General features: G+C 61.2%; 16 protein-coding genes. 6 read left to right on the forward strand and 10 right to left on the reverse strand.

Translation table 11 applies throughout. The annotated features are described in order from the left end of the window. The first annotated feature begins 78 nt into the window (after positions 1–78). Positions 79–1371 (forward strand): serine--tRNA ligase, encoded by a 1293-nt coding sequence (gene serS / locus ACR0EF_RS07905; RefSeq protein WP_170372299.1) that lies wholly within the window; start codon positions 79–81, stop codon positions 1369–1371. Between the two features lie 57 nt (positions 1372–1428). Here serS and ACR0EF_RS07910 read toward each other — a convergent pair whose 3' ends face one another. The 5 genes from ACR0EF_RS07910 to ACR0EF_RS07930 all read right to left on the reverse strand — a co-directional run bounded on the left by ACR0EF_RS07910 (position 1429) and on the right by ACR0EF_RS07930 (position 6743). After that, positions 1429–1959 (reverse strand): helix-hairpin-helix domain-containing protein, encoded by a 531-nt coding sequence (locus ACR0EF_RS07910; RefSeq protein WP_170363197.1) that lies wholly within the window; start codon positions 1957–1959, stop codon positions 1429–1431. Between the two features lie 90 nt (positions 1960–2049). Beyond that, complete coding sequence (locus ACR0EF_RS07915) at positions 2050–3036, reverse strand: fatty acid desaturase (protein ID WP_170358693.1); 987 nt, start codon at positions 3034–3036, stop codon at positions 2050–2052. A 163-nt stretch (positions 3037–3199) separates the two neighbouring features. Next, entirely contained in the window at positions 3200–4654 is a 1455-nt protein-coding gene (gene der / locus ACR0EF_RS07920) for a ribosome biogenesis GTPase Der (RefSeq protein WP_170370694.1), read from the reverse strand. A 48-nt stretch (positions 4655–4702) separates the two neighbouring features. Further along, positions 4703–6025, reverse strand: coding sequence for a PQQ-like beta-propeller repeat protein (locus ACR0EF_RS07925; RefSeq protein ID WP_170338504.1), 1323 nt, complete (start codon positions 6023–6025; stop codon positions 4703–4705). A 46-nt stretch (positions 6026–6071) separates the two neighbouring features. Continuing rightward, entirely contained in the window at positions 6072–6743 is a 672-nt protein-coding gene (locus ACR0EF_RS07930) for a hypothetical protein (protein WP_170372297.1), read from the reverse strand. A gap of 226 nt (positions 6744–6969) precedes the next feature. On the opposite strand from ACR0EF_RS07930, the gene ACR0EF_RS07935 reads away from it, so the two are divergent. Together ACR0EF_RS07935 and ACR0EF_RS07940 are read left to right on the forward strand one after the other, a co-directional pair. After that, positions 6970–8196: an efflux RND transporter periplasmic adaptor subunit gene (locus ACR0EF_RS07935; RefSeq protein WP_170372295.1), complete on the forward strand. Its 1227-nt coding sequence runs from the start codon at positions 6970–6972 to the stop codon at positions 8194–8196. Beyond that, a complete protein-coding gene (locus ACR0EF_RS07940; RefSeq protein WP_170372293.1) occupies positions 8193–11969 on the forward strand; it encodes an efflux RND transporter permease subunit in 3777 nt (1258 codons plus the stop codon). The genes ACR0EF_RS07935 and ACR0EF_RS07940 overlap by 4 nt, the downstream gene beginning before the upstream one ends. Before the next feature lie 61 nt (positions 11970–12030). On the opposite strand, the gene ACR0EF_RS07945 is transcribed toward ACR0EF_RS07940, so the two are convergent. Together ACR0EF_RS07945 and ACR0EF_RS07950 are read right to left on the reverse strand one after the other, a co-directional pair. Beyond that, positions 12031–13821 carry an ABCB family ABC transporter ATP-binding protein/permease gene (locus ACR0EF_RS07945; protein WP_302476747.1) on the reverse strand — a complete coding sequence of 597 codons (1791 nt, stop codon included), beginning with the start codon at positions 13819–13821 and terminating at the stop codon, positions 12031–12033. Positions 13822–13912: 91 nt separating this feature from the next. Continuing rightward, complete coding sequence (locus ACR0EF_RS07950) at positions 13913–15328, reverse strand: LysM peptidoglycan-binding domain-containing protein (protein WP_170372289.1); 1416 nt, start codon at positions 15326–15328, stop codon at positions 13913–13915. A gap of 126 nt (positions 15329–15454) precedes the next feature. Here ACR0EF_RS07950 and ACR0EF_RS07955 point away from each other — a divergent pair, with 126 nt between their 5' ends. After that, complete coding sequence (locus ACR0EF_RS07955) at positions 15455–16006, forward strand: LOG family protein (RefSeq protein WP_170372287.1); 552 nt, start codon at positions 15455–15457, stop codon at positions 16004–16006. Positions 16007–16054: 48 nt separating this feature from the next. Here the strand turns inward: ACR0EF_RS07955 and ACR0EF_RS07960 are convergent, their stop codons facing one another. The 3 genes from ACR0EF_RS07960 to ACR0EF_RS07970 form a co-directional block, all read right to left on the reverse strand. Continuing rightward, entirely contained in the window at positions 16055–16516 is a 462-nt protein-coding gene (locus tag ACR0EF_RS07960) for a host attachment family protein (protein ID WP_170338489.1), read from the reverse strand. Between the two features lie 216 nt (positions 16517–16732). Beyond that, the gene (locus ACR0EF_RS07965) at positions 16733–17614 is read right to left on the reverse strand and encodes a metallophosphoesterase (protein WP_170372286.1); all 882 of its coding nucleotides are present in this window, start codon (positions 17612–17614) and stop codon (positions 16733–16735) included. 3 nt (positions 17615–17617) lie between these two features. Next, positions 17618–18217, reverse strand: a complete 600-nt coding sequence (locus tag ACR0EF_RS07970; RefSeq protein WP_170372284.1) for a superoxide dismutase — start codon at positions 18215–18217, stop codon at positions 17618–17620. A gap of 97 nt (positions 18218–18314) precedes the next feature. Here ACR0EF_RS07970 and ACR0EF_RS07975 point away from each other — a divergent pair, with 97 nt between their 5' ends. Both ACR0EF_RS07975 and ACR0EF_RS07980 read left to right on the forward strand, forming a co-directional pair. Then, on the forward strand, positions 18315–19076 hold the full coding sequence (locus tag ACR0EF_RS07975) for an FkbM family methyltransferase (RefSeq protein ID WP_170372282.1): 762 nt from the start codon (positions 18315–18317) through the stop codon (positions 19074–19076). A gap of 105 nt (positions 19077–19181) precedes the next feature. Beyond that, positions 19182–19568, forward strand: coding sequence for a hypothetical protein (locus ACR0EF_RS07980; protein ID WP_170372280.1), 387 nt, complete (start codon positions 19182–19184; stop codon positions 19566–19568). Positions 19569–19588 lie beyond the last annotated feature (20 nt).

Below are 19588 nucleotides of genomic sequence, written 5' to 3' on the forward strand. Positions count from 1 at the left end.
TTCCAACCCGGTGCTACACCCTGCCCGTCAGATGGTGCATAAGCGGCCCTAGTGATTCATTTGCCAAGGATCTGACCTATGCACGACATCCGCGCAATTCGCGAAAACCCAGCAGCTTTCGACGCCGCGCTCGAGCGCCGGGGGGAAGCTCCGGTATCGTCAGACCTGCTGCGCCTGGATGAAAGCCGCCGGGCAAAGATCCTGGCAGCCGAAACGGCCCAGGCCGAACAGAACAAGGCCAGCAAGGAAGTCGGCGCAGCCAAGGCGCGCGGCGACGAAGCCGAGTTCGAGCGTCTTCGGGCACTTGTGGCCGAGAAAAAGGCCGAAATCGCCCGTATGCAGACCGAGGCCAAGGATATCGACGCCCTTCTGACTGACCAGTTGGTTCGCATCCCGAACCTGCCGGCCGAGGACGTACCCGACGGCAAAGACGAGAATGACAATGTCGAAGTTAAACGCTGGGGCACGCCGCGGGACTATGACTTTGAACCGAAAGAACACTTCGAGATCGCCTCGGTTCAGAACGGCATGGATTTCGAAACCGCGGCCAAACTGGCAGGATCTCGTTTCGTGCTGCTGTCGGGCGGTGTGGCGCGCATTCACCGGGCGCTCGCGCAGTTCATGCTGGATACGCATACCAACGAGAACGGTCTGACCGAAGTGAACGGCCCGGTTCTGGTGCTCTCCGAGATGATGCAGGGCACCGGCCAGCTGCCGAAGTTCGGCGAGGACAGCTACCAAACCCGCGAGGGGTGGTGGCTGATCCCGACCTCCGAGGTGTCGCTGACCAACATCGTCAACAATTGCGTCATCGAGGAAAGCTATCTGCCGCGCCGCTACACGGCGCATTCGCTGTGCTTCCGCTCCGAAGCGGGTTCGGCCGGCAAGGACACGCGCGGTATGTTGCGACAACACCAGTTCGAAAAGGTCGAGATGGTCTCGGTCACGCATCCCGACAAATCGGACGACGAACAGCAGCGCATGCTGCGCTGTGCCGAAGGCATCCTGGAAAAGCTGGGCATTCCCTACCGTACCGTCGTCTTGTGCACCGGCGACATGGGGTTTGGCGCGCGCCGGACTTTCGACATCGAGGCTTGGCTGCCCGGCCAGAACACCTATCGCGAGATCAGCTCGGTTTCGACCTGCGGAGATTTCCAGGCCCGTCGCATGAATGCGCGCTTCCGGCCTGAGGGCGGTGGCAAACCTGAATTCGTGCACACGCTGAACGGATCGGGCCTGGCGGTGGGGCGCTGCTTGATCGCGGTTCTGGAAAACGGCCAGAACGCCGATGGCACCGTGACCTTGCCCGAGGTTCTTTCGCCGTATCTTGGCGGCAAGCTGACCCTGCAGGCTGACGGCACGCTGGCGTAACTTTTAGCGGTCACGCCAGCCGCGACCGCATTGCTTCGGATCAAGGCAAAGAAGTGACTACTTCTTTGCCTTTTTCTTGGCCTTCTTGTCCTTTTTGTCTTTGTTGGACTTACCGCCGGCCTTCTCTTTTTCCTTCTTGGATTTCTTGTCTTTTTTCGACTTGGCCTTGGATTTTATCTTTTCCTTCGCCTTCGAGATCGCCGCTTCCATCTCTTTCTTTTTCTTCGCTGCCTTTTCGGCCTTGGCTTTGGCCTTGGCCTTCTTCCGGGCCTTGGCCTCTGCTTCGGCTTTCTCGGCTGCCACCTTGGCTTCTGCGTCGGCCTTGCGCGCAGCAGCTGAGGTCCGAGGTTGCGCCGCCTTCCGCGCAGGGGCCTTCTGCGAGCGGGTTTTGGCGACGGGCGCAGCGCCGGAGGTGGCCTGTTTGGCGGCGGCGATCAATCCGGGCGCCCGGCGCGCTCCAATACCGGGAACGGCGACCAGCGCAGCCGGCTTGGCCTTGGCCAGTTCCTCGGCCGTCTTGATGCCATTGTCGTTGAGAGCGCGGCCAAGTGCTTCTCCGATACCGCGAACCTTGGTCACCGCTGTCATTCCAAAACTCCTAAACGATCCAACTTAAAAACTACGTCCGACAGGCCGCAAGACAAGGCTTCGGTCTGCACAACCTTTGGAAAACCGTCCTTAACTGCCCCGGGCCAGCTCACCGGTTTCACCCTGCCGCGGAAAGGGAACCAGCCGCTTGGCATCTTCATCCCACAGCTTCAGGTTCAGCGCGGCCACCGCCTCGGGAAACTTGATCCGGCGGGGTGTGTATTCGGGTGGCAGGTTGTAGTGACAGGCGCGCAGCCGGTAGGACGGGATGCGCGCATTGAAATGGTGGATGTCATGCAGCGTGATGCAGGCGACCGCATTGTCAAACCACCATCCGAAATCCAGCGCTGACGAACCCTGAAGCGCCGCCAGTTGCGGGTCCAGATCCGGGCGGCGATCCCAGTAGGTGTCCTCGAAATTGTGCTGAAGATACACCAGAAACACACCCAGCATTCCGCCGAGAAACGAGAAGGCCAGCCAGACGAGTATGCCTGTCATGCCAGCAATCCAATACAACAACCCGAGGAAAACCACGATGGACAGGTTGTGCAGCACGACCCCACGGACGCCGAACCGCACCGTGTTTTTGGGCCAGCGATAGCGGATGAAATACGTGAACAGGGCCCCGACCGGCACCAAGATGAAGGGATTGCGGTAAAGCCTGTAGAACAGACGGGTTTTCCAATCCGCTTCATTCCATTCCCGCAAGGTCATCGTGTTGATTTCCCCGGTCTCCCGATGTTCGAGATTGCCGATGCCCGCGTGATGCAGATTGTGGTTCTGTTTCATCACTTCGAACGGAGCGAAGGTGAACGGCGACAGCACGTGGCCAGCCCACTCATTCTGCCGTCGGGTTTCGAACAGAGAATGATGACCGCAATCATGCTGCAGAACATAGAGACGCACTGCCGAAAAGGCGAACACGATCCCGGCCGGGATCATGATGAACCACTGATCCACATAGACGATCGCCAGCGTCAGCGATGCGAAATACACCACGAACGTCCCGAAATAGCTGAGCGCGGCCAGCCGATTGTCCTGCACCGCGTACTGTCTCGTATATTCTCTCAGGTCCATCCAGCCCGCTCCCCACGATGGTCCGGTTCAATAGTCCTTGCGAAATTTTGCACGTCACAGGCACGCGCAAATCGCGCGCGAAATGAATGCACGCATGCGAATGCTAGCGCGATGCTTGGGGGCTGTCACGCCCCAAGCCCGAAAATGCTGAAAATTGGCGCAGTTACGCCTTGCCCTTGAGATGTTTGGCCAGCGCACCCGCGTTTTTCTTGCGGCGCCCCTTGTAGGGGTTCTTGTCCCCCTGCCCGCGCAGCGTCAGCCGGATCGGGGTTCCGGGCATGTCGAAATCCTCGCGCAGACCGTTGACCAGATACCGCGAGTAGCTTTCCGGCATCTTGTCCGGGTGCGAGCACATGACGACAAAACCCGGCGGGCGCGTCTTTGCTTGAGTCATATAGCGCAGCTTGATCCTGCGCCCCTGGGGGGCTGGCGGTGGGTGCTGCTCCAACATGGCGGTCAGCCAGCGGTTCAAGGCCGCGGTGGGAACCCGACGGTTCCACACATCGTGGGCGCGCAGGATCGCATCACGCAGCCGCTCCAACCCCCTGCCCGTCTTGGCCGACACGGTCACAAGAGGCGCGCCGCGCAGTTGGGGAAGCAGGCGTTCGAACGAGGTCTTGAGCTCGCGCAGTTTCTCCTGCTTGTTATCCTCGACATCCCACTTGTTCACCGCGATCACCACGGCACGTCCTTCACGCTCGGCCAGATCGGCAATGCGCAGGTCCTGCTGCTCGAACGGGACCGCCGCATCCAGCAGGACAACCACGACTTCGGCGAACTTGACGGCGCGCAGGCCGTCCGACACCGAGAGTTTCTCGAGCTTTTCCTGTACCTTGGCCTTCTTGCGCATACCGGCGGTGTCAAAGATGCGCATGGGGGTGCCACCCCAGTCCAACTTCAGACTGATGGCGTCACGGGTAATGCCGGCCTCGGGACCGGTCAGAAGTCGATCTTCACCCAGGATCTTGTTGATCAGTGTGGACTTGCCCGCATTCGGACGCCCAACAACGGCCACCTGCAACGGCTTGTCCGGCGTAATTGCAGGGGTTTCGCCCTCGGTTTCCCCATCCTCGTCCAGATCGATATCCGTTTGCGGAACGTCCTCTGGCTGCTTTTCTTCCATGGCGTCAGCCAAAGGCATCAACGCCGCGTAAAGGTCGGTCATGCCTTCGCCATGCTCGCCCGACAGACGGATCGGCTCGCCCAGACCCAGGTTGTAGGCCTCGAGAACACCGGCATCCGCCGCCGCCCCCTCGGCCTTGTTGGCCGCCAGGATCACATGCTTGGAGCGCTTGCGCAGAATCTCGGCAAACATCTCGTCGGTCGGGGTCAGGCCCACACGGGCGTCGATCATGAACAGGCAGACATCGGCCATGTCTACGGCACGCTCGGTCAGGCGCCGCATCCGGCCCTGCAGGCTGTCGTCGGTGGCATCCTCCAGCCCGGCCGTGTCGATCACGGTAAAGCGCAGGTCACCCAGCCGCCCTTCGCCCTCACGCAGATCGCGGGTAACGCCGGGCTGGTCGTCCACCAGCGCAAGGCGCTTGCCCACAAGGCGATTGAACAGGGTGGATTTGCCCACATTGGGGCGCCCCACGATGGCGAGGGTCAAAGACATGATACTCAACTTTCAAGACTCAGACGCGCCGTTTAACGCATCTTGTCGTCAACGGAAAGCGTGCAGTTGCCCTTTGGTCGAAACCACGTAGAGCGTCTGGTTCGCAACCACCGGTGCCGTTGTCGCCCCGCCCGGAACCTCGACCTGATGCACAAGCGTGCCGTCCACGGGGTTGTAGAACCGCAGATAACCGTCGTTCGAGCCGATGACGATGCGTCCACCCGCCATGATGGGGCCGTAATGCGCAAAGATCGGTCCGCGACGGTTGGGCTTGTCCTTGACGAAGCCCGGCAGGTCGATGGCCCAGACCACAGACCCGTCTGACACGTCCAACCGCACCAACTGGCTGCGGTCGCTGATCAGGAATACGCTGTTGCCGACCGGCCAGACGGTATCGACCGCGCCTTCGAAAGCGGTCCAGATCCGTTCGCCCGAGCTGGCGTCGAAGGCGACCGTGCGTCCTGAGTGGTTGCCGATGTAGATCGAGTTTCCGGATACGATCGGGCCGCCCGTCACATCCACGATCTGCGCTGCGGCCCGCCCCCTGCGGCCGCCGGCGACCGACGCGTTCCAGCGACGGATTCCGCCTTTTCGGAAAGCGGCCGCCACATCACCGGACCCAAACGCAAAGACTGCGAACTCGTTCGCCAATACCGGCGCCGGAGCCCCCAGGACATTGCCGACGCTGGGCGTGCCCTCGATCTGCCAGGCAATGCGCCCGTCCTTTGCATCAACCGCCCAGCCGGTCTGATCCCCCGCCACAAGGTAAAGCAGGCCGCCAGAAACCAGCGGTGCTCCGCTACCGGTCGCGTTCAGTTTCTTTTGCCAGCGAATACCACCGGTGCGCGCATCCAGAGCGGTCAGACGGCCGAAACCGGACGAAACGTACAAGGTATTGTCTGCATAGGCGATGCCGCCCCCGGTCGCCTGCTCTTCGCCATCCGTGGCAGGGACCAGGTTTGTGCTCCAGACCAGTTGCCCCTGAGGAGAAACCGCGGAAACGGTTGCCGCCGCGTCCAGGGTGTAGATCAGGCCACCTGCGACAACCGGATCAGCGGTGATCCTTTGCTTGCGCCCGTCGCCGGCCCCGATCGAGGTTGACCAGATGCGCTGCGGCGCGGGGCTGAGCGCCGCGTTGGTGGTACGGAAAGCCGCGGTGCCCGGGCTTTGTGACCATTCGGCATTGCGCTTTGCGGCCGGCAGGCTGATCGGTTTGGCACCGGTTGTCTGAACGGTTTCCAGATCCTGGGCCGGGCGGATGTCTTCACGCTCGCCCGGCAGGATCACTTCGGGTTCCTCGCAGGCGCTCAGCGCCGTCAGCGCCAGGGCTGCGACCGGCAAACCAAATCGGGAAAATAGTCTTTTTGCCATGAAACTCCGAACTCGCCTGTATTGGTTCACTGAAATGGGCCGCGTATCAACCCTGCTGTGCGGTGATCGGTTCGGGCGTTCCGCCCAGCGCGACGATCAATTGGGTTGCACGCTGCTGGATGTCGGCACTGACCTCTGCATCCTGACGGATGGCCTGCAGACGTTCCAGCGCGGCCTGAGTGTCGCCATCGGTGAGGTCGATCAGGGCCAGTTGTTCTTCTGCCAGCAGACGCAGCGGCGCGCCCGGAGCGGCCAGCGCCTCGAACTGTTGCCGGCGCTCGGCGGCGGGCATGGTTTCGGACTGCAACAACAGGGCCTTGAAGGCAGCGATCGAGCGGTAGATTTCCGGCAGGTCACCCTGAACTGCAATCGCATTCAGCTGTTCAACCGCCTCTTCGGCCGATCCCGACTCGGACAATGCGCCCGAGAGGAGAAAGCCCAAAACAGCCTGCTCGCCGGCCGAATTGGCCGTGACCTGCGCCAACGCATCCGCACGTGCGGAAGCGTCGTTCAGCTGCATCGCGGCCAGAATATCGTCGCCCAGCTTCTGGGCCTGACTGGCGTCGCGCGCCTTGCGGTATTCATTGAAAGCCGCACCGCCCACGATCAGAACAACGGCCAGAACACCGACCCAGCCCCATCGACGCAGCTGCAGGTAAAGCCGGTCGCGGCGCACCTCTTCGGTGACCTCATCAATGAAACTGTCGACGTCGCTCATTCCTGCCCCCGGGCGTTGCATTCAGCTTTCTGGCGCCATGTCATACCCCGGCGCCATCAGCAAGCCAAGTACCCGAAATGCACAATTGCTCAGCGTCAGGGCGCTCTTGCGAAAAAAATCAAACCAAACTATTCAGTTCAGTATGGACTTCGCGCACGCACGCCCCCATGTCATTGCGTGCCCACCGGCATTTGTGCGGACATAATATTTTAAGGAGAATGACGGCATGCGATTGATATCCCTCGTCAACGCCGCATTGGTTATCGTTGCATTGTATTTCGTGGTTTTCGAGCGCGATGCCCTGTTTGCATTTGCCGGTCGCGAAGATGCTGCGAGCCAGTCTGACGCTGGCGCTGAGGCAAACGACGCCTCGGCCGTGCAGGCCGTTGGGGTTGTTGCGTTGCGCTCCACTGCGCGCGAAATCGACAGCGCCGTTTTGCTGCGCGGTGAAACCAAAGCAATCCGTCAGGTCGAAGTTTTGGCGGAAACCACGTCAACCGTCATTTCGGAACCCAAGCGTAAGGGCACCTTCGTCGAGGCCGGCGATCTGCTGTGCGAATTGGATCCCGGCTCACGCCCGGCACAGCTTGCCCAAGCCAAGGCGGCCAAGCTAGAGGCGGAAAGCCGTGTGCCCGAAGCCGAAGCACGGCTGGAAGAAGCGCATGCGCGCGTTGCCGAGGCCGAAATAAACCTGATTGCAGCCCGCAAACTTTCGGAAACTGGCTTCGGCTCCGAAACCCGGCGGATCGCGGCCGAGGCCGAGATGAGTACCGCAAAGGCCGGTATCAAGGCGGCCGAGGCCGAGTTGAAGGCTACGGAGGCGGGCATCGAGGCTGCTGAAGCGGCGGTTGCGGCTGCCGAACTGGAATTGGGTCGCATCACCATCGAGGCCCCGTTTCAGGGCCTTCTGGAAAGCGATGCCGCCGAATTGGGCAGTCTGATGCAGCCCGGATCGTTGTGCGCGACCGTGATCCAGCTTGATCCGATCAAGCTGGTTGGCTTTGTTCCCGAAACCGAAGTGAACCGTGTCACCGTCGGCGCTCCGGCGCAGGCACAATTGGTGACCGGATTGCAGGTCGAGGGCCGCGTGACCTTCCTCAGCCGTTCGGCGGACGACACCACCCGCACGTTCGAGGTGGAAATCACCGTTCCCAACCCCGAGCTTCTGATCCGGGACGGGCAGACCGCAAGTATCCGCATCGCGGCCGAAGGCGCCAAGGCTCACTTGCTGCCGCAATCGGCGTTGACGCTGAACAATGAAGGTCAGCTGGGCGTTCGGACGGTCGGAGCCGGTAATGTCGTCGATTTCGTACCCATCCGCCTGTTGCGTGACACGGCCGACGGTGTATGGGTCGGCGGTCTTGCGGAAACCGTAGACATCATCGTGGTCGGACAAGAGTTCGTGACCGCCGGTGTGGTCGTAGCGCCCACCTACAAGGACGTTTCCCAATGACTGGCATAGTCAGCTGGGCCGCCGACAGGGCCCGAATGGTTCTGGCATTCATTGCCATCTCGCTGATCATCGGCGGGTTTGCCTATGTCAGCCTGCCCAAAGAAGGCGAGCCGGACATCGAGATTCCGGCCCTGTTCGTGTCGGTTCAGTTTCCGGGCATTTCGGCCGAAGACAGTGAAAACCTGCTGATCAAGCCGATGGAAACCGAGCTTGCGGATCTGGACGGCCTGAAAGAGATGACCGCCACCGCCGCCGAGGGCTATGCGGGTATCGCGCTTGAGTTCGACTTTGGCTGGGACAAGACAGCCATTACCGCTGACGTGCGCGACGCGATGAACAGTGCACAGGCCGACTTTCCCGAAGGCGCCGAGCAATACACGCTGACCGAGATCAACTTCTCGGAATTCCCGATCGTCATCGTGAACCTGTCGGGTGCCGTGCCTGAGCGCACGATGGCGCGGGTCGCCAAGGACCTCCAGGATGAGCTCGAGGCGCTGGATTCGGTCCTTGAGGCCGGGATCGCCGGCAATCGCGATGAAATGCTGGAAGTGGTCATCGATCCGCTGCGGCTTGAGGCGTACAACGTCACCGCGGCCGAGCTGATCAACGTCGTGCAGAACAACAACCAGCTGATCGCCGCCGGTGAGGTCGAGACCGAACAGGGTGCGTTTTCGGTCAAGATTCCTTCGTCCTTCAAGACCGCACAGGATGTCTACGGACTGCCGATCAAGGTCAATGGCGACCGGGTCGTGACCTTGGGCGAACTGGCCGAGATCAACTACACCTTCGAAGACCGCGAAGGGACCGCCCGGTTCAACGGCGAACCGACCGTGGCGCTGCAGGTCGTCAAACGCAAGGGTTTCAACCTGATCGACACCGTGGCGCAGGTTAAAGAGACCGTCGCCAAGGCCGAGACCAAGTGGCCGGCCGAGCTGCAGGCTGCCGTGAATGTCGGCACGTCGAATGACCAGAGCCGCATCGTCGGCTCGATGGTCAGCCAGCTGGAAGGTTCGGTCCTGACAGCCATCGCGCTTGTGATGATCGTGGTACTGGCTTCGCTGGGTACACGTGCGGCACTCCTGGTGGGCTTCGCGATTCCGACCTCGTTCCTGCTGTGTTTCGCATTCCTGGCCATCATGGGGGTCAGCATCTCGAACATCGTCATGTTCGGCCTGATCCTGGCCGTGGGGATGCTGGTCGATGGCGCCATCGTGGTCGTGGAGTATGCCGACAAACGCATCAAGGAAGGCGTCGGCCCGATGCACGCCTATGTCGAGGCAGCCCAGCGGATGTTCTGGCCCATCGTCTCGTCAACCGCTACGACGCTGTGCGCCTTTCTGCCCATGCTGTTCTGGCCGGGCATTCCGGGTGAATTCATGGGGATGCTGCCGGTCACGCTGATCTTCGTTCTGTCGGCCTCGCTGATCGTGGCGCTGATCTACCTGCCGGTGATGGGCGGTGTCTCGGGCCGGTTAAGCCGCGTGTTCGACCGCAGCTCGGATTGGTTGCGCGCGCGGACGCCGTGGTGGGTGCGTGCCGTCATGGTTCCGCCGTCGGTCTACATGATCTTCCTGGGCGCAATGCAGCTGCTGAACCCCACGTATCTGCTGCCGGAAGGCGCAGGCGGTGGGTTCTTGCTGGGCGCGGTTCTGTTCCTGTTCGGCGCCTTCGCCGGATCGGTCACGCTGAGCGCAGCCCGGCTCGAGCGCAAGCCGGACGAACGTGTCCACACGGCCAAGGAACATACGCCCTTCGGTTATGTCATCAAGTTCTTGGTCGGCAATCCGATCATGCCGATCGTCTCGATCGTGGCAGTAGGCTTTGCGGTGATGACGGTGATGACCATGTACGGTCAGAACAACCGCGGTGTTGAATTCTTCGTCGAAAGCGAGCCGGAACAGGCCACCGCCTATGTCCGCGCACGGGGCAACCTGTCGCTGGCCGAAAAGGACGCGCTGGTTTTCGAGGCCGAACAGGTGATCAGCCAGCATCCGGCAGTGATCAACGTGTTCTCGTTCGCCGGTGAAGGCGGCCTGAACCAGAACAACGGTGGGGCGCAGGCTCCGGCGGACACGGTGGGCCGCGTGCAGTTCGAGATCATCCCGTGGGAGGATCGCCCGAACGTGTCAGAACCTGTCGCAGGCGGATTGTTCGATAAGCACACCGTCGCGCCCGAGTATGACGGCGACTTCGTGATCGAGCAGTTGAACGCCGAGCTTGCCAAGCTGCCGGGTTTCGTTGTCGAGATCCTGCCGCTGGAACAAGGTCCGGCCTCGGCCAAGCCCGTGCACCTGCGGATCAAGGGCGACAACTGGGACGACCTGACCGGCGCCACGCTGACCGCGCGCGAAGTGTTCGAAAACACCCCGGGCCTGATCAAGATCGAGGACACCCTGCCCTTGCCGGGCATCGATTGGCAGATCGACGTCGACGTGGCCAAGGCCGGCCGGTTCGGGGCCGACGTGGCAACCGTGGGCGCGATGGTGCAGTTGGTGACCCGTGGCATCCTGCTGGGCGAAATGCGCCCCGAAAGCGTGGATGAAGAGATCGAGATCCGCGTCCGCCTGCCCGATCAGGATCGGGTCCTGTCCACGTTGGATACGCTCAAGGTGCGTACACCGGACGGGTTAGTGCCCTTGTCGAACTTCATCACCCGCAAACCGGTGGCAAAGCTGGCCGAAATCAACCGCGTGGATCAAGAGCGCTATTACGACGTCAAGGCCGATGTGGAACCCAGCCTGAGCAAAGTGGTGATCGCCACCCCGGACGGAGAACAGCGGCTGGCCGTGGTGCGCGAAGTGACCGAAGGCTCGGAACCTGAAGGTGCGACGGTCAACGGTGCCGATGGTACGGCCTATTCTCTGGTTCAGTTGACCGGCGCCGAAACCCTCCAGGAGGTGCAGGCCGCTATTGATGACGGCGACGCCCGCCTGACTCTGATCAACCCGAACGAGCGGATCGCGGTACTGACCGAGTGGCTGGACACTCAGCCCTTTGCTAACACGATCACTTGGGAATGGACCGGAGACCAGGAGGACCAAGCCGAGAGCCAGGCCTTCCTCTCCAGCGCCTTCCTGGCCGCGCTGGGTCTGATGTTCGTGATCCTGCTGGCGCAGTTCAACTCGTTCTACAACTCGGTGCTGGTGCTGCTGGCGGTGGTTCTGTCCACCACTGGCGTGCTGATCGGGATGATGGTGATGCAACAACCCTTCTCGATCATCATGACCGGGACGGGCATCGTTGCGCTGGCGGGGATCGTGGTGAACAACAACATCGTTCTGATCGACACCTATCAGGAATACAGCCGCTACATGCCCCGGATCGACGCCATCGTGCGCACGGCCGAGGCGCGGATCCGTCCGGTTCTGCTGACCACCCTGACCACGATGGCCGGCCTGACACCGATGATGTTCGGCCTGTCGCTGGACTTCATCAATGGCGGCTATTCCATCGACAGCCCCACCGCTCTGTGGTGGAAGCAGCTGGCGACGGCAGTGGTGTTTGGCCTGGGGATCGCCACGGTTCTGACGCTGATCGTGACGCCCTCGTTCCTGGCGTTGCGGGTGTGGGTGACCACCTATGCCATATGGCTGGGCAAACTGTTGGCCCGCGTGACCGCCGGCCGTTCCAGCCAGATCGCGCAGGATATGGCGATCGGAGACTCGGCCCGCCGGATGCAGGCGACGGAAATCGTCTGGACCGAGGATGAGGCTGCAGATGCCGAGGAAAGCCTGGGCGACACACCGGGGCATCCGCTCAAAGCGGCGGAGTAACAAAAAAAAACGGGCCGGTACAGCCGGCCCGTTTTCATTTGAAACCCTAGCTGAATCGGATTCAGGCCGCCTGCGTATCCGATTGCTGGCGGTTCCACAGCTGGGCATAACGCCCTTCACGGCGCAGCAGTTCGTCGTGGGTGCCCTGCTCGATGATTTCGCCCTTTTCCAGAACGACGATCTGATCGGACTCGGCAATCGTGCTCAGGCGGTGGGCGATGGTGATCACCGTACGCCCCTCGCCGGCGCGGGCCAGGGCATCCTTGATGTCCTGCTCGGTGTCGGTATCGAGCGCGCTGGTGGCCTCGTCCAACAGAAGGATCGGCGGGTTCTTCAACAGCGTCCGCGCAATGCCCACGCGCTGCTTCTCGCCGCCAGAGAGCTTCAGGCCACGCTCTCCCACCTTGGTCTCGTACCCCTCGGGCAGAGAGATGATGAAGTCGTGGATTTGGGCGGCTTTTGCGGCGGCTTCGATCTCGGCCTGCGAGGCCCCCTCGCGGCCATAGGCGATGTTGTACCGGATCGTATCGTTGAACAGCACTGTATCCTGCGGCACCACGCCGATGGCGGCGTGCAGGCTTTCCTGCGTCACGTCGCGCACATCCTGCCCGTCGATCCGCAACGCGCCCTGGGTCACGTCGTAGAACCGGAACAGCAACCGACCGATGGTGGATTTGCCCGAGCCGGTCGCGCCCACGATGGCCACGGTCTGCCCCCCCGGCACCACCAGAGAGACGCCGCGCAGGATCTCGCGGTCCGGGTCATAGCCGAAATGCACATCGTCCAGTTCGACCCGGCCTTCGGTAATCTGCAGCGGTTTGGCGTCTGGCTTGTCCACTACCTCGGCCGGCTGCTCCAGCAGCTGGAACATCTGGCCCATATCAACCAAGGCCTGCCGGATCTCGCGATAGACGGTGCCCAGAAAGTTCAACGGCACGGTGATCTGGATCATGTAGGCGTTGACCATCACGAAATCGCCCACCGTCAACTGCCCGTTCTGAACGCCGATCGCGGCCAGAACCATCACTCCGATCAGGCCACAAGTGATCAGGAAGGACTGACCAAAATTCAGGAAGGCCAGCGAGTATGCCGTTTTCAACGCGGCCTGCGCATAGGCCTTCATCGACACGTCATATCGTTCAGCTTCGCGCCGTTCGGCGTTGAAATACTTGACGGTTTCGAAATTCAGCAGGCTGTCGATGGCGCGCTGGTTGGCCTCGGTATCCTGGTCATTCATCTCGCGCCGCAGCTTCACGCGCCATTCGGTGACCGTGAAGGTGAACCAGATGTACAGCGCGATGGTGACGGCCACCACAACCAGGTACCAGACGTCGAACAGCCACATCAGAACCACCGCCACCAGCAGCAGTTCAAGGATCAGAGGGCCGATCGAAAACAGGAGAAAGCGCAGCAGGAACTCCACGCCCTTGACCCCGCGCTCGATGATCCGGCTGAGGCCGCCCGTCCGGCGGGTCACATGATAGCGCATCGAGAGCTGGTGGATGTGCTGGAAGGTTTCCAGCGCCAGCGCCCGCAGCGCGCGTTGCCCCACCGGCGCGAACAGCGCATCGCGCAACTGCTGGAACCCCACCGTCATCATCCGCGCCACACCATAGGCCACGGTCAGCCCTACGGCGCCCAGCGCCAAAGGCGGCACGCCCTCGCCCGCCAACGCGTCAACCGCGCCTTTGTACAGGATCGGCGTGTAGACCGCGATCAACTTCGCCAGAACCAGCATGGCCATCGCGAAGACCACCCGCCGTTTGACCCACGGCTCATCTTCGGGCCATAGGTACGGAGCCACTTTTCGGATAGTCAGCCAACCCGACTTGCGTTCGTCCATCTGTGGCATGTCTGCGGAATGCATAGGCGCAAGTCTTCTCATGTCTGACCCGGAAAGCTTCGAGGCCGGGCGAAAACCCGGCCCCGCAAGACCTAAGCCTTTATTCCGGGATGGTGAAGACCTGGCCCGGATAAATCAGGTCGGGGTCGCGGATCAGGTCGCGGTTCGCATCGAACAGGCGGACATACAGAACACCGTCGCCAAAACGCTCTCGCGAGATCGCCCACAGGGTATCGCCCTTTTGCACGGTAACGGACCGGATCGGCGTGCTCTGGTCGGCGCCCGGCACCGCATCCTGCGCCTCGGCCGCCTGCAAAACTTCAACCGGTTCGCGCTTGAATGGCGTTTCCAGACGGCTCAGCACCGTTCCGTCCGTGTCGACTTCGTCAACGCGCAGGGTATAGACACCAGGATCGACTTCCTGGATTTCCCCGCGCCAATCACCGTCCTGCTCTGGCGTGATGTCGGCCACCAGCTTGTTGTTCAGATAGAGCCGAACCGCAGCACCCTCGGACACACGGCCGGACAATTGGACATCGCCAGCGTCGGAATAGCCGATCGTATCAAGCGCAACCTGCTCGGGCGTCGCGTCTTCGGACGACGGCGACTGGACCAGCTCAACCCCTTCCTCACCGGACCGCAAAACGGCCACCTGCTGGCTTTCGCTGGATTGAGTCTCGGTCGTGGCCTCGGGTGAGGTTGCTTCTTCGTCCTGCGCCCCGGTAACGGTCTCGTCCGTTTGCGTAACCTCGGTGTCTTCTACCGATGCTGCCGCAGATGGCTGTTCCGCCGTTTCGTCCTGCGCTTCGGTGTCCGTGCTGGCGACTTGCTCGTCCGTAGCGGGTGGCGCAGGCGGCTTGGGCAACGCGGCAATCAGATAGTCATCCGATTGCGCAGACCGGGTACCGTCACCGGCTTCAAGAACCAGACCTCGCGCGGCCTCGCTGAAGGGGATGGTGACGAACTCGGCGAACTGGCCGCTGCCATCGACCGTGAAGCTGTGGATCGGCTCTCCATCCAGCAGGATACGAATTTGACTGCCCGGGTCGCCTTTGCCGGACAGCAGCGCATTGCCGTCGGGCTCCACGAATATCTGGTCGAGCGTCGGAGCAATTGGGGCCGCGTTAGCCTCGGGTGTGGGAGTAGCCTCTGCCGGCTGTTCTTCAACCGTCGCGTCCTGCGCAGTCTGCTCGTCGGTCGCAGTTGTCTCTTCGGCTTCCGCCGCGGTTGCTTCTTCGGTCTCGGTCGAGGTCTGAACCTCGTCCGCGTTGTCAGGTTCCGCAACGACCTGCGAGTCCTCTGCATCCGGGCTTGGTGCCGGTGCGGCGGCTGGCTCAGTCGTCACTTCGCTGGCGCTTGCGGCGACGGCCTCTTTCGTAGTGGACTGTTCAGACTGTGGCGCAGGACCGAAGACACCCGAAAGATACAAGCCACCGGCGCCAATCACAGCCAAGATACCCGCAAGGATACCCCAGACGAATGCACCCGACCTACCGCTTCCCGATTTGGCGTCCATGTTTTTTCCTTTACTCCGCAGCGCAAATGCCTTCACTCAAAAGCTTTCCGCCGAACGGTTGAGCCAATTTATCAATCCCGCTATCACGGGTCAAAACCTCTGACACAACCCCGGAGTCGCTGTTTGATGTCCCAGAAATCGATCTGTGTGTATTGCGGGTCACGCAATGGCGCGAATTCGGCCTACACAAAGGCCGCAGGCACCTTTGGGCGGCTGCTGGCCGCCAAAGGCTGGCGACTAGTCTACGGTGCGGGAGACGTGGGTCTGATGGGCGAAGTCGCCCGGGCTACGCAAGCGGCCGGAGGAGAAACCTTCGGCGTGATACCGGTTCATCTGCTCCGGCGGGAAGTGGGAAAAACAGATCTGACGCGTTTCGTGGTCACCGAAACGATGCACGAGCGCAAGAAAGTCATGATCATGAATGCGGATGCCGTGGTCGTGCTGCCCGGCGGACCCGGGTCGTTGGACGAGTTGTTCGAGGCGCTGACCTGGCGCCAGTTGGGCCTGCATGACAAACCCATTCTGGTGATGAATGTGGACGGATACTGGGACGCGCTTCACACGCTTTTGGATCAGGTAATCGACGCAGGTTTTGCGGATTCCTCCTTGGCCCGTTTTATTACCTGGGTAGACGACGCCGAGTCCGCAATGGATCAGTTGCGCAAGTTATTGAAATAATGGGCGTCACGGGCGGCTTCCCCGCCCGTGAGTCCCGAACTAGCTAGATCAGGCGGTCGAGGTGCGCAGTTGGCGTTGCAGCACCTTTTCGACCTTGTGCAGTGGATGATTGGTCAGGGTCTTGTCGACTTCGGCTACGACTTTGGCCAGAACTTCGCTGTGAAGGCGCCGGCGCAGCAGGCCCAGGACCTGTGGGCTGGCAACCAGAACAAGCCGCTTGTACGCGCCCTTCAGCCCTTTTTTGTTGAGCAGGTTGGCCACATCCTGGACGAACAGGGATTTGGCGTGAGTGCGCCAGGTGTCTTCTTCCACCGCAGATTTCTGGTTCGGCCCGGTATCATTTCGCCGTCCCGCCCGATCCGAAGGCTTGCTCCGCGCGGCGAGATGATCATGTTCCTCAACCGATACGACCACCAGATTGGGGTTCTCGGCATCCGTCACGTTTTCAGTGAACAGTGCTTTTTCCCCGTCGGCGATGATGACCCAAGTACCCTGTGCAAGTGCGACCATTGCGATCTCCCGTCGTGGTTTTCGTGGCCGTCCCCCGCCCGAACAAGAACAGCCAACATCTTGCACCCACGGCACAATTTGGCAGCTATTCCCTCATTGTTTTGGTTTTGGCGGTTCTCTCCTCCCGCAACTAACAGCTAATCACTCTTTGGCGTCTTGCAACGGCGCATGCGTGCAAAAGTTGACGTATCGGCAAGTTTCCACCCGAAGCGCAGATCAGGCCGAAATTTCGACAAGCGTAATCTCGGGTGTAACACCAAACCGGACCGGAAGGATCGAGCACCCAATGCCGCCGGAAACTACCAGATCCTTTCCACCTTCGCGCACCGGGCCGTAGGCATAGCGATTGCCAAACCGCGAGGGCACCACGGGCGACCACCCAAACAGTCTGATTTGCCCACCATGCGTGTGACCGGACAGCGTCAAGGCAACGCGATCTGGCACTTGGGAAAATATATCCGGTTCATGCGCCATCAGGATGACGGGCGCGTCATCGGTAATCTGCCGCAACGTGCCGGACAGATCGTCCAGGCCGCGGTATCGCCCATTGCCCTCCACGATGGCCAGTTGGTCTTCGAGGCCCGCCAGCCAGATTCCCGGACCATCCAGTTTCTGCGCAGAATTGGATAGGACCGGGATGCCACTCGCGGCCAACGCATCGGCATACAAGTTGGGCCCACCGCCCCGGCGTTGAGCGGCCGTATCATCCCACCAGTCATGGTTTCCCAGCACCGCGAAAACCCCATGGCGCGCGGTCAGTCCGGCAAGAACCGGGGTGATGTCCGCCATCGCGACCGGCTTCGAAACCATTCTGTGGCTGGCGGTTAAATCCCCCAGCAGCAAGACCAGATCGGCATCCAGCGCATTTGTGCGCCTTACGACCTGCCTGATACGCTTTAGGGTAACGAATGGCTCGCCGGCATGAAGGTCGGCGATGACCGCGATCCGCAGCGGAGGCGCCGTCCAGTCCGCGCGCTTAAGCTTCCATTTGCGAACCCGCAGCCGCATAGCCGGTTCAATAAAGAACCCGTACAGCGAAACAACAAGGCCTGCCAGCGTCACCGCCAGCAGGCCCTTGATGAACCCTCGTCGGGTCAAGAGTTACATCCGCGATGCAACGTTTTCCCAGTTCACGAGGTTGTCGAGGAAGTTCGACAGGTAGGCCGGACGCTTGTTGCGGAAGTCAATGTAGTAGGAGTGTTCCCATACGTCGCAACCCAGCAGCGCCGTCTGGCCGAAGCACAGCGGGTTCACGCCGTTTTCGGTTTTTGCAACCGCCAGCGAGCCGTCGGCATTCTTGACCAGCCACGCCCAGCCCGAACCGAACTGACCGGCACCGGCCGCGCTGAACTGCGATTTGAATTCCTCGACCGAACCGAAGCTTTCAACCAACGCCTTTTCCAGCTCGCCCGGCATCTTCGACTCGCCCGGCCCCATCATTTCCCAAAACTGGTTGTGGTTCCAAAGCTGGCTGATGTTGTTGAAGATACCGTTCTGTGCGACGGCCGACTTGTCATAAGTGCCGACGATGATCTCTTCCAGCGACTTGCCGTCCCACTCGGTCCCGGCGATCAGCTTGTTGCCGTTGTCGACATAGGCCTTGTGGTGCAGATCATGGTGATATTCCAGCGTTTCCGCCGACATGCCCTTGGCTGCCAGCGCGTCATGTGCATAAGGAAGATCAGGAAGTTCAAAAGCCATCTCGGCCCCCTGTAAATTTGTGTTGCGTTCCCAAGGTTAAATGCTTTGGCAACCGCCGCAGGTCAAGGCCCGAGCGCAGAAAACCCGGAGGTCCGCGATGCTGACGCAGGCGCGCAAGATGTTCTACCGCGCCCGCGGTCATTATGCAGGCAACCTGAATGGCGAGGCTTTCCGGCTGGACCCATACCATTCGAAATTCTGGCGCAAGGCCTCGGCCGGCGACTGGGAGCCCGAGACATTCGCGGTGCTGGACCAGCACCTGTCGCCCGACCGCGACTATCTGGACATCGGCGCGTGGATCGGCCCGACAGTTCTGTATGGCGCGCGCAAAGCCCGGCATGTCTGGTGTTTCGAACCCGACCCCACCGCCTTTCGCCATCTGGCCTGGAACCTCGACCTGAACGACATCCGCAATGTCTCGGCCTTCGGTGTCGCGCTGTCCGACCGGTTTGGCGTGGCGCGCATGGCTTCAGTCAGAGGCGAGCGTGGCGACTCGACCAGTTCGCTGCTGCATGACGGCGCGCATGGAACCGACGCCCTGACCATCGCCTGGGACCAGTTCGCCACAGCGACGGACCTGACAGGCACTTCGCTGGTCAAGATGGATATCGAAGGAGCGGAGTTTGCGGTTCTGCCGACGCTCGCCGACTGGCTGCAGGAGCAGAAGCCAGCCCTGTATCTGTCTCTGCACGCGCCCCTGCTGGACGAAAACAACCGCGCCGAACGGGTCGAAGCCCTGCTTGCGACGTTGTCTTTCTACTCGAACATGCACGATGAAACCGGGCGCCCAATCTCAGCCCAGGACTTGCTGGGCCCGAGCGCTTTGACCCAGTACCGCAGCGTCCTGTTCACGGAATAGAGTTCCGTCACGGAAACTCTACTCAAACGAGAGTTTGCCCTTGTACACTCGACGACGCGGTGTTCATTTTCCTGAATTGACCATTGAAGTTACAGGAAAATTGACTTGCGACTTATTCTATTCCTCGCCGCGGCCCTGACGGCACAGGCGGCTGCCGCATCCCCCATGGCTTACAAGTGCACGATCACGAAAAAGGATAGCCACGGCTGGATCGCGCCCGAATATGCCTTTCAAATCGACCCCGAGGCCGGCACGGCCCAAGCCGCCAGCAACTACCATGACTGGACCAACGCGCAGCTTCGGGATCGTGGGGCCAAAGGCTATCGGCTGATCTGGAACGTGACGCTCAAGAGTACCGAAGGTCAGGCCATTCGCATGCGCTATCAGGCGAATCTTGCAACAGACGGTGGGCTGAAGGTGAGCGGCAGTTTCGTGAATGTCGGGGCATCGAACAAACCTTACGGAACCGGCAGATGCGAGGTCGTCAAATAATGAAAAGCCCCGGTGATGTC

Source organism: Ruegeria sp. CG8, assembly GCF_056537165.1.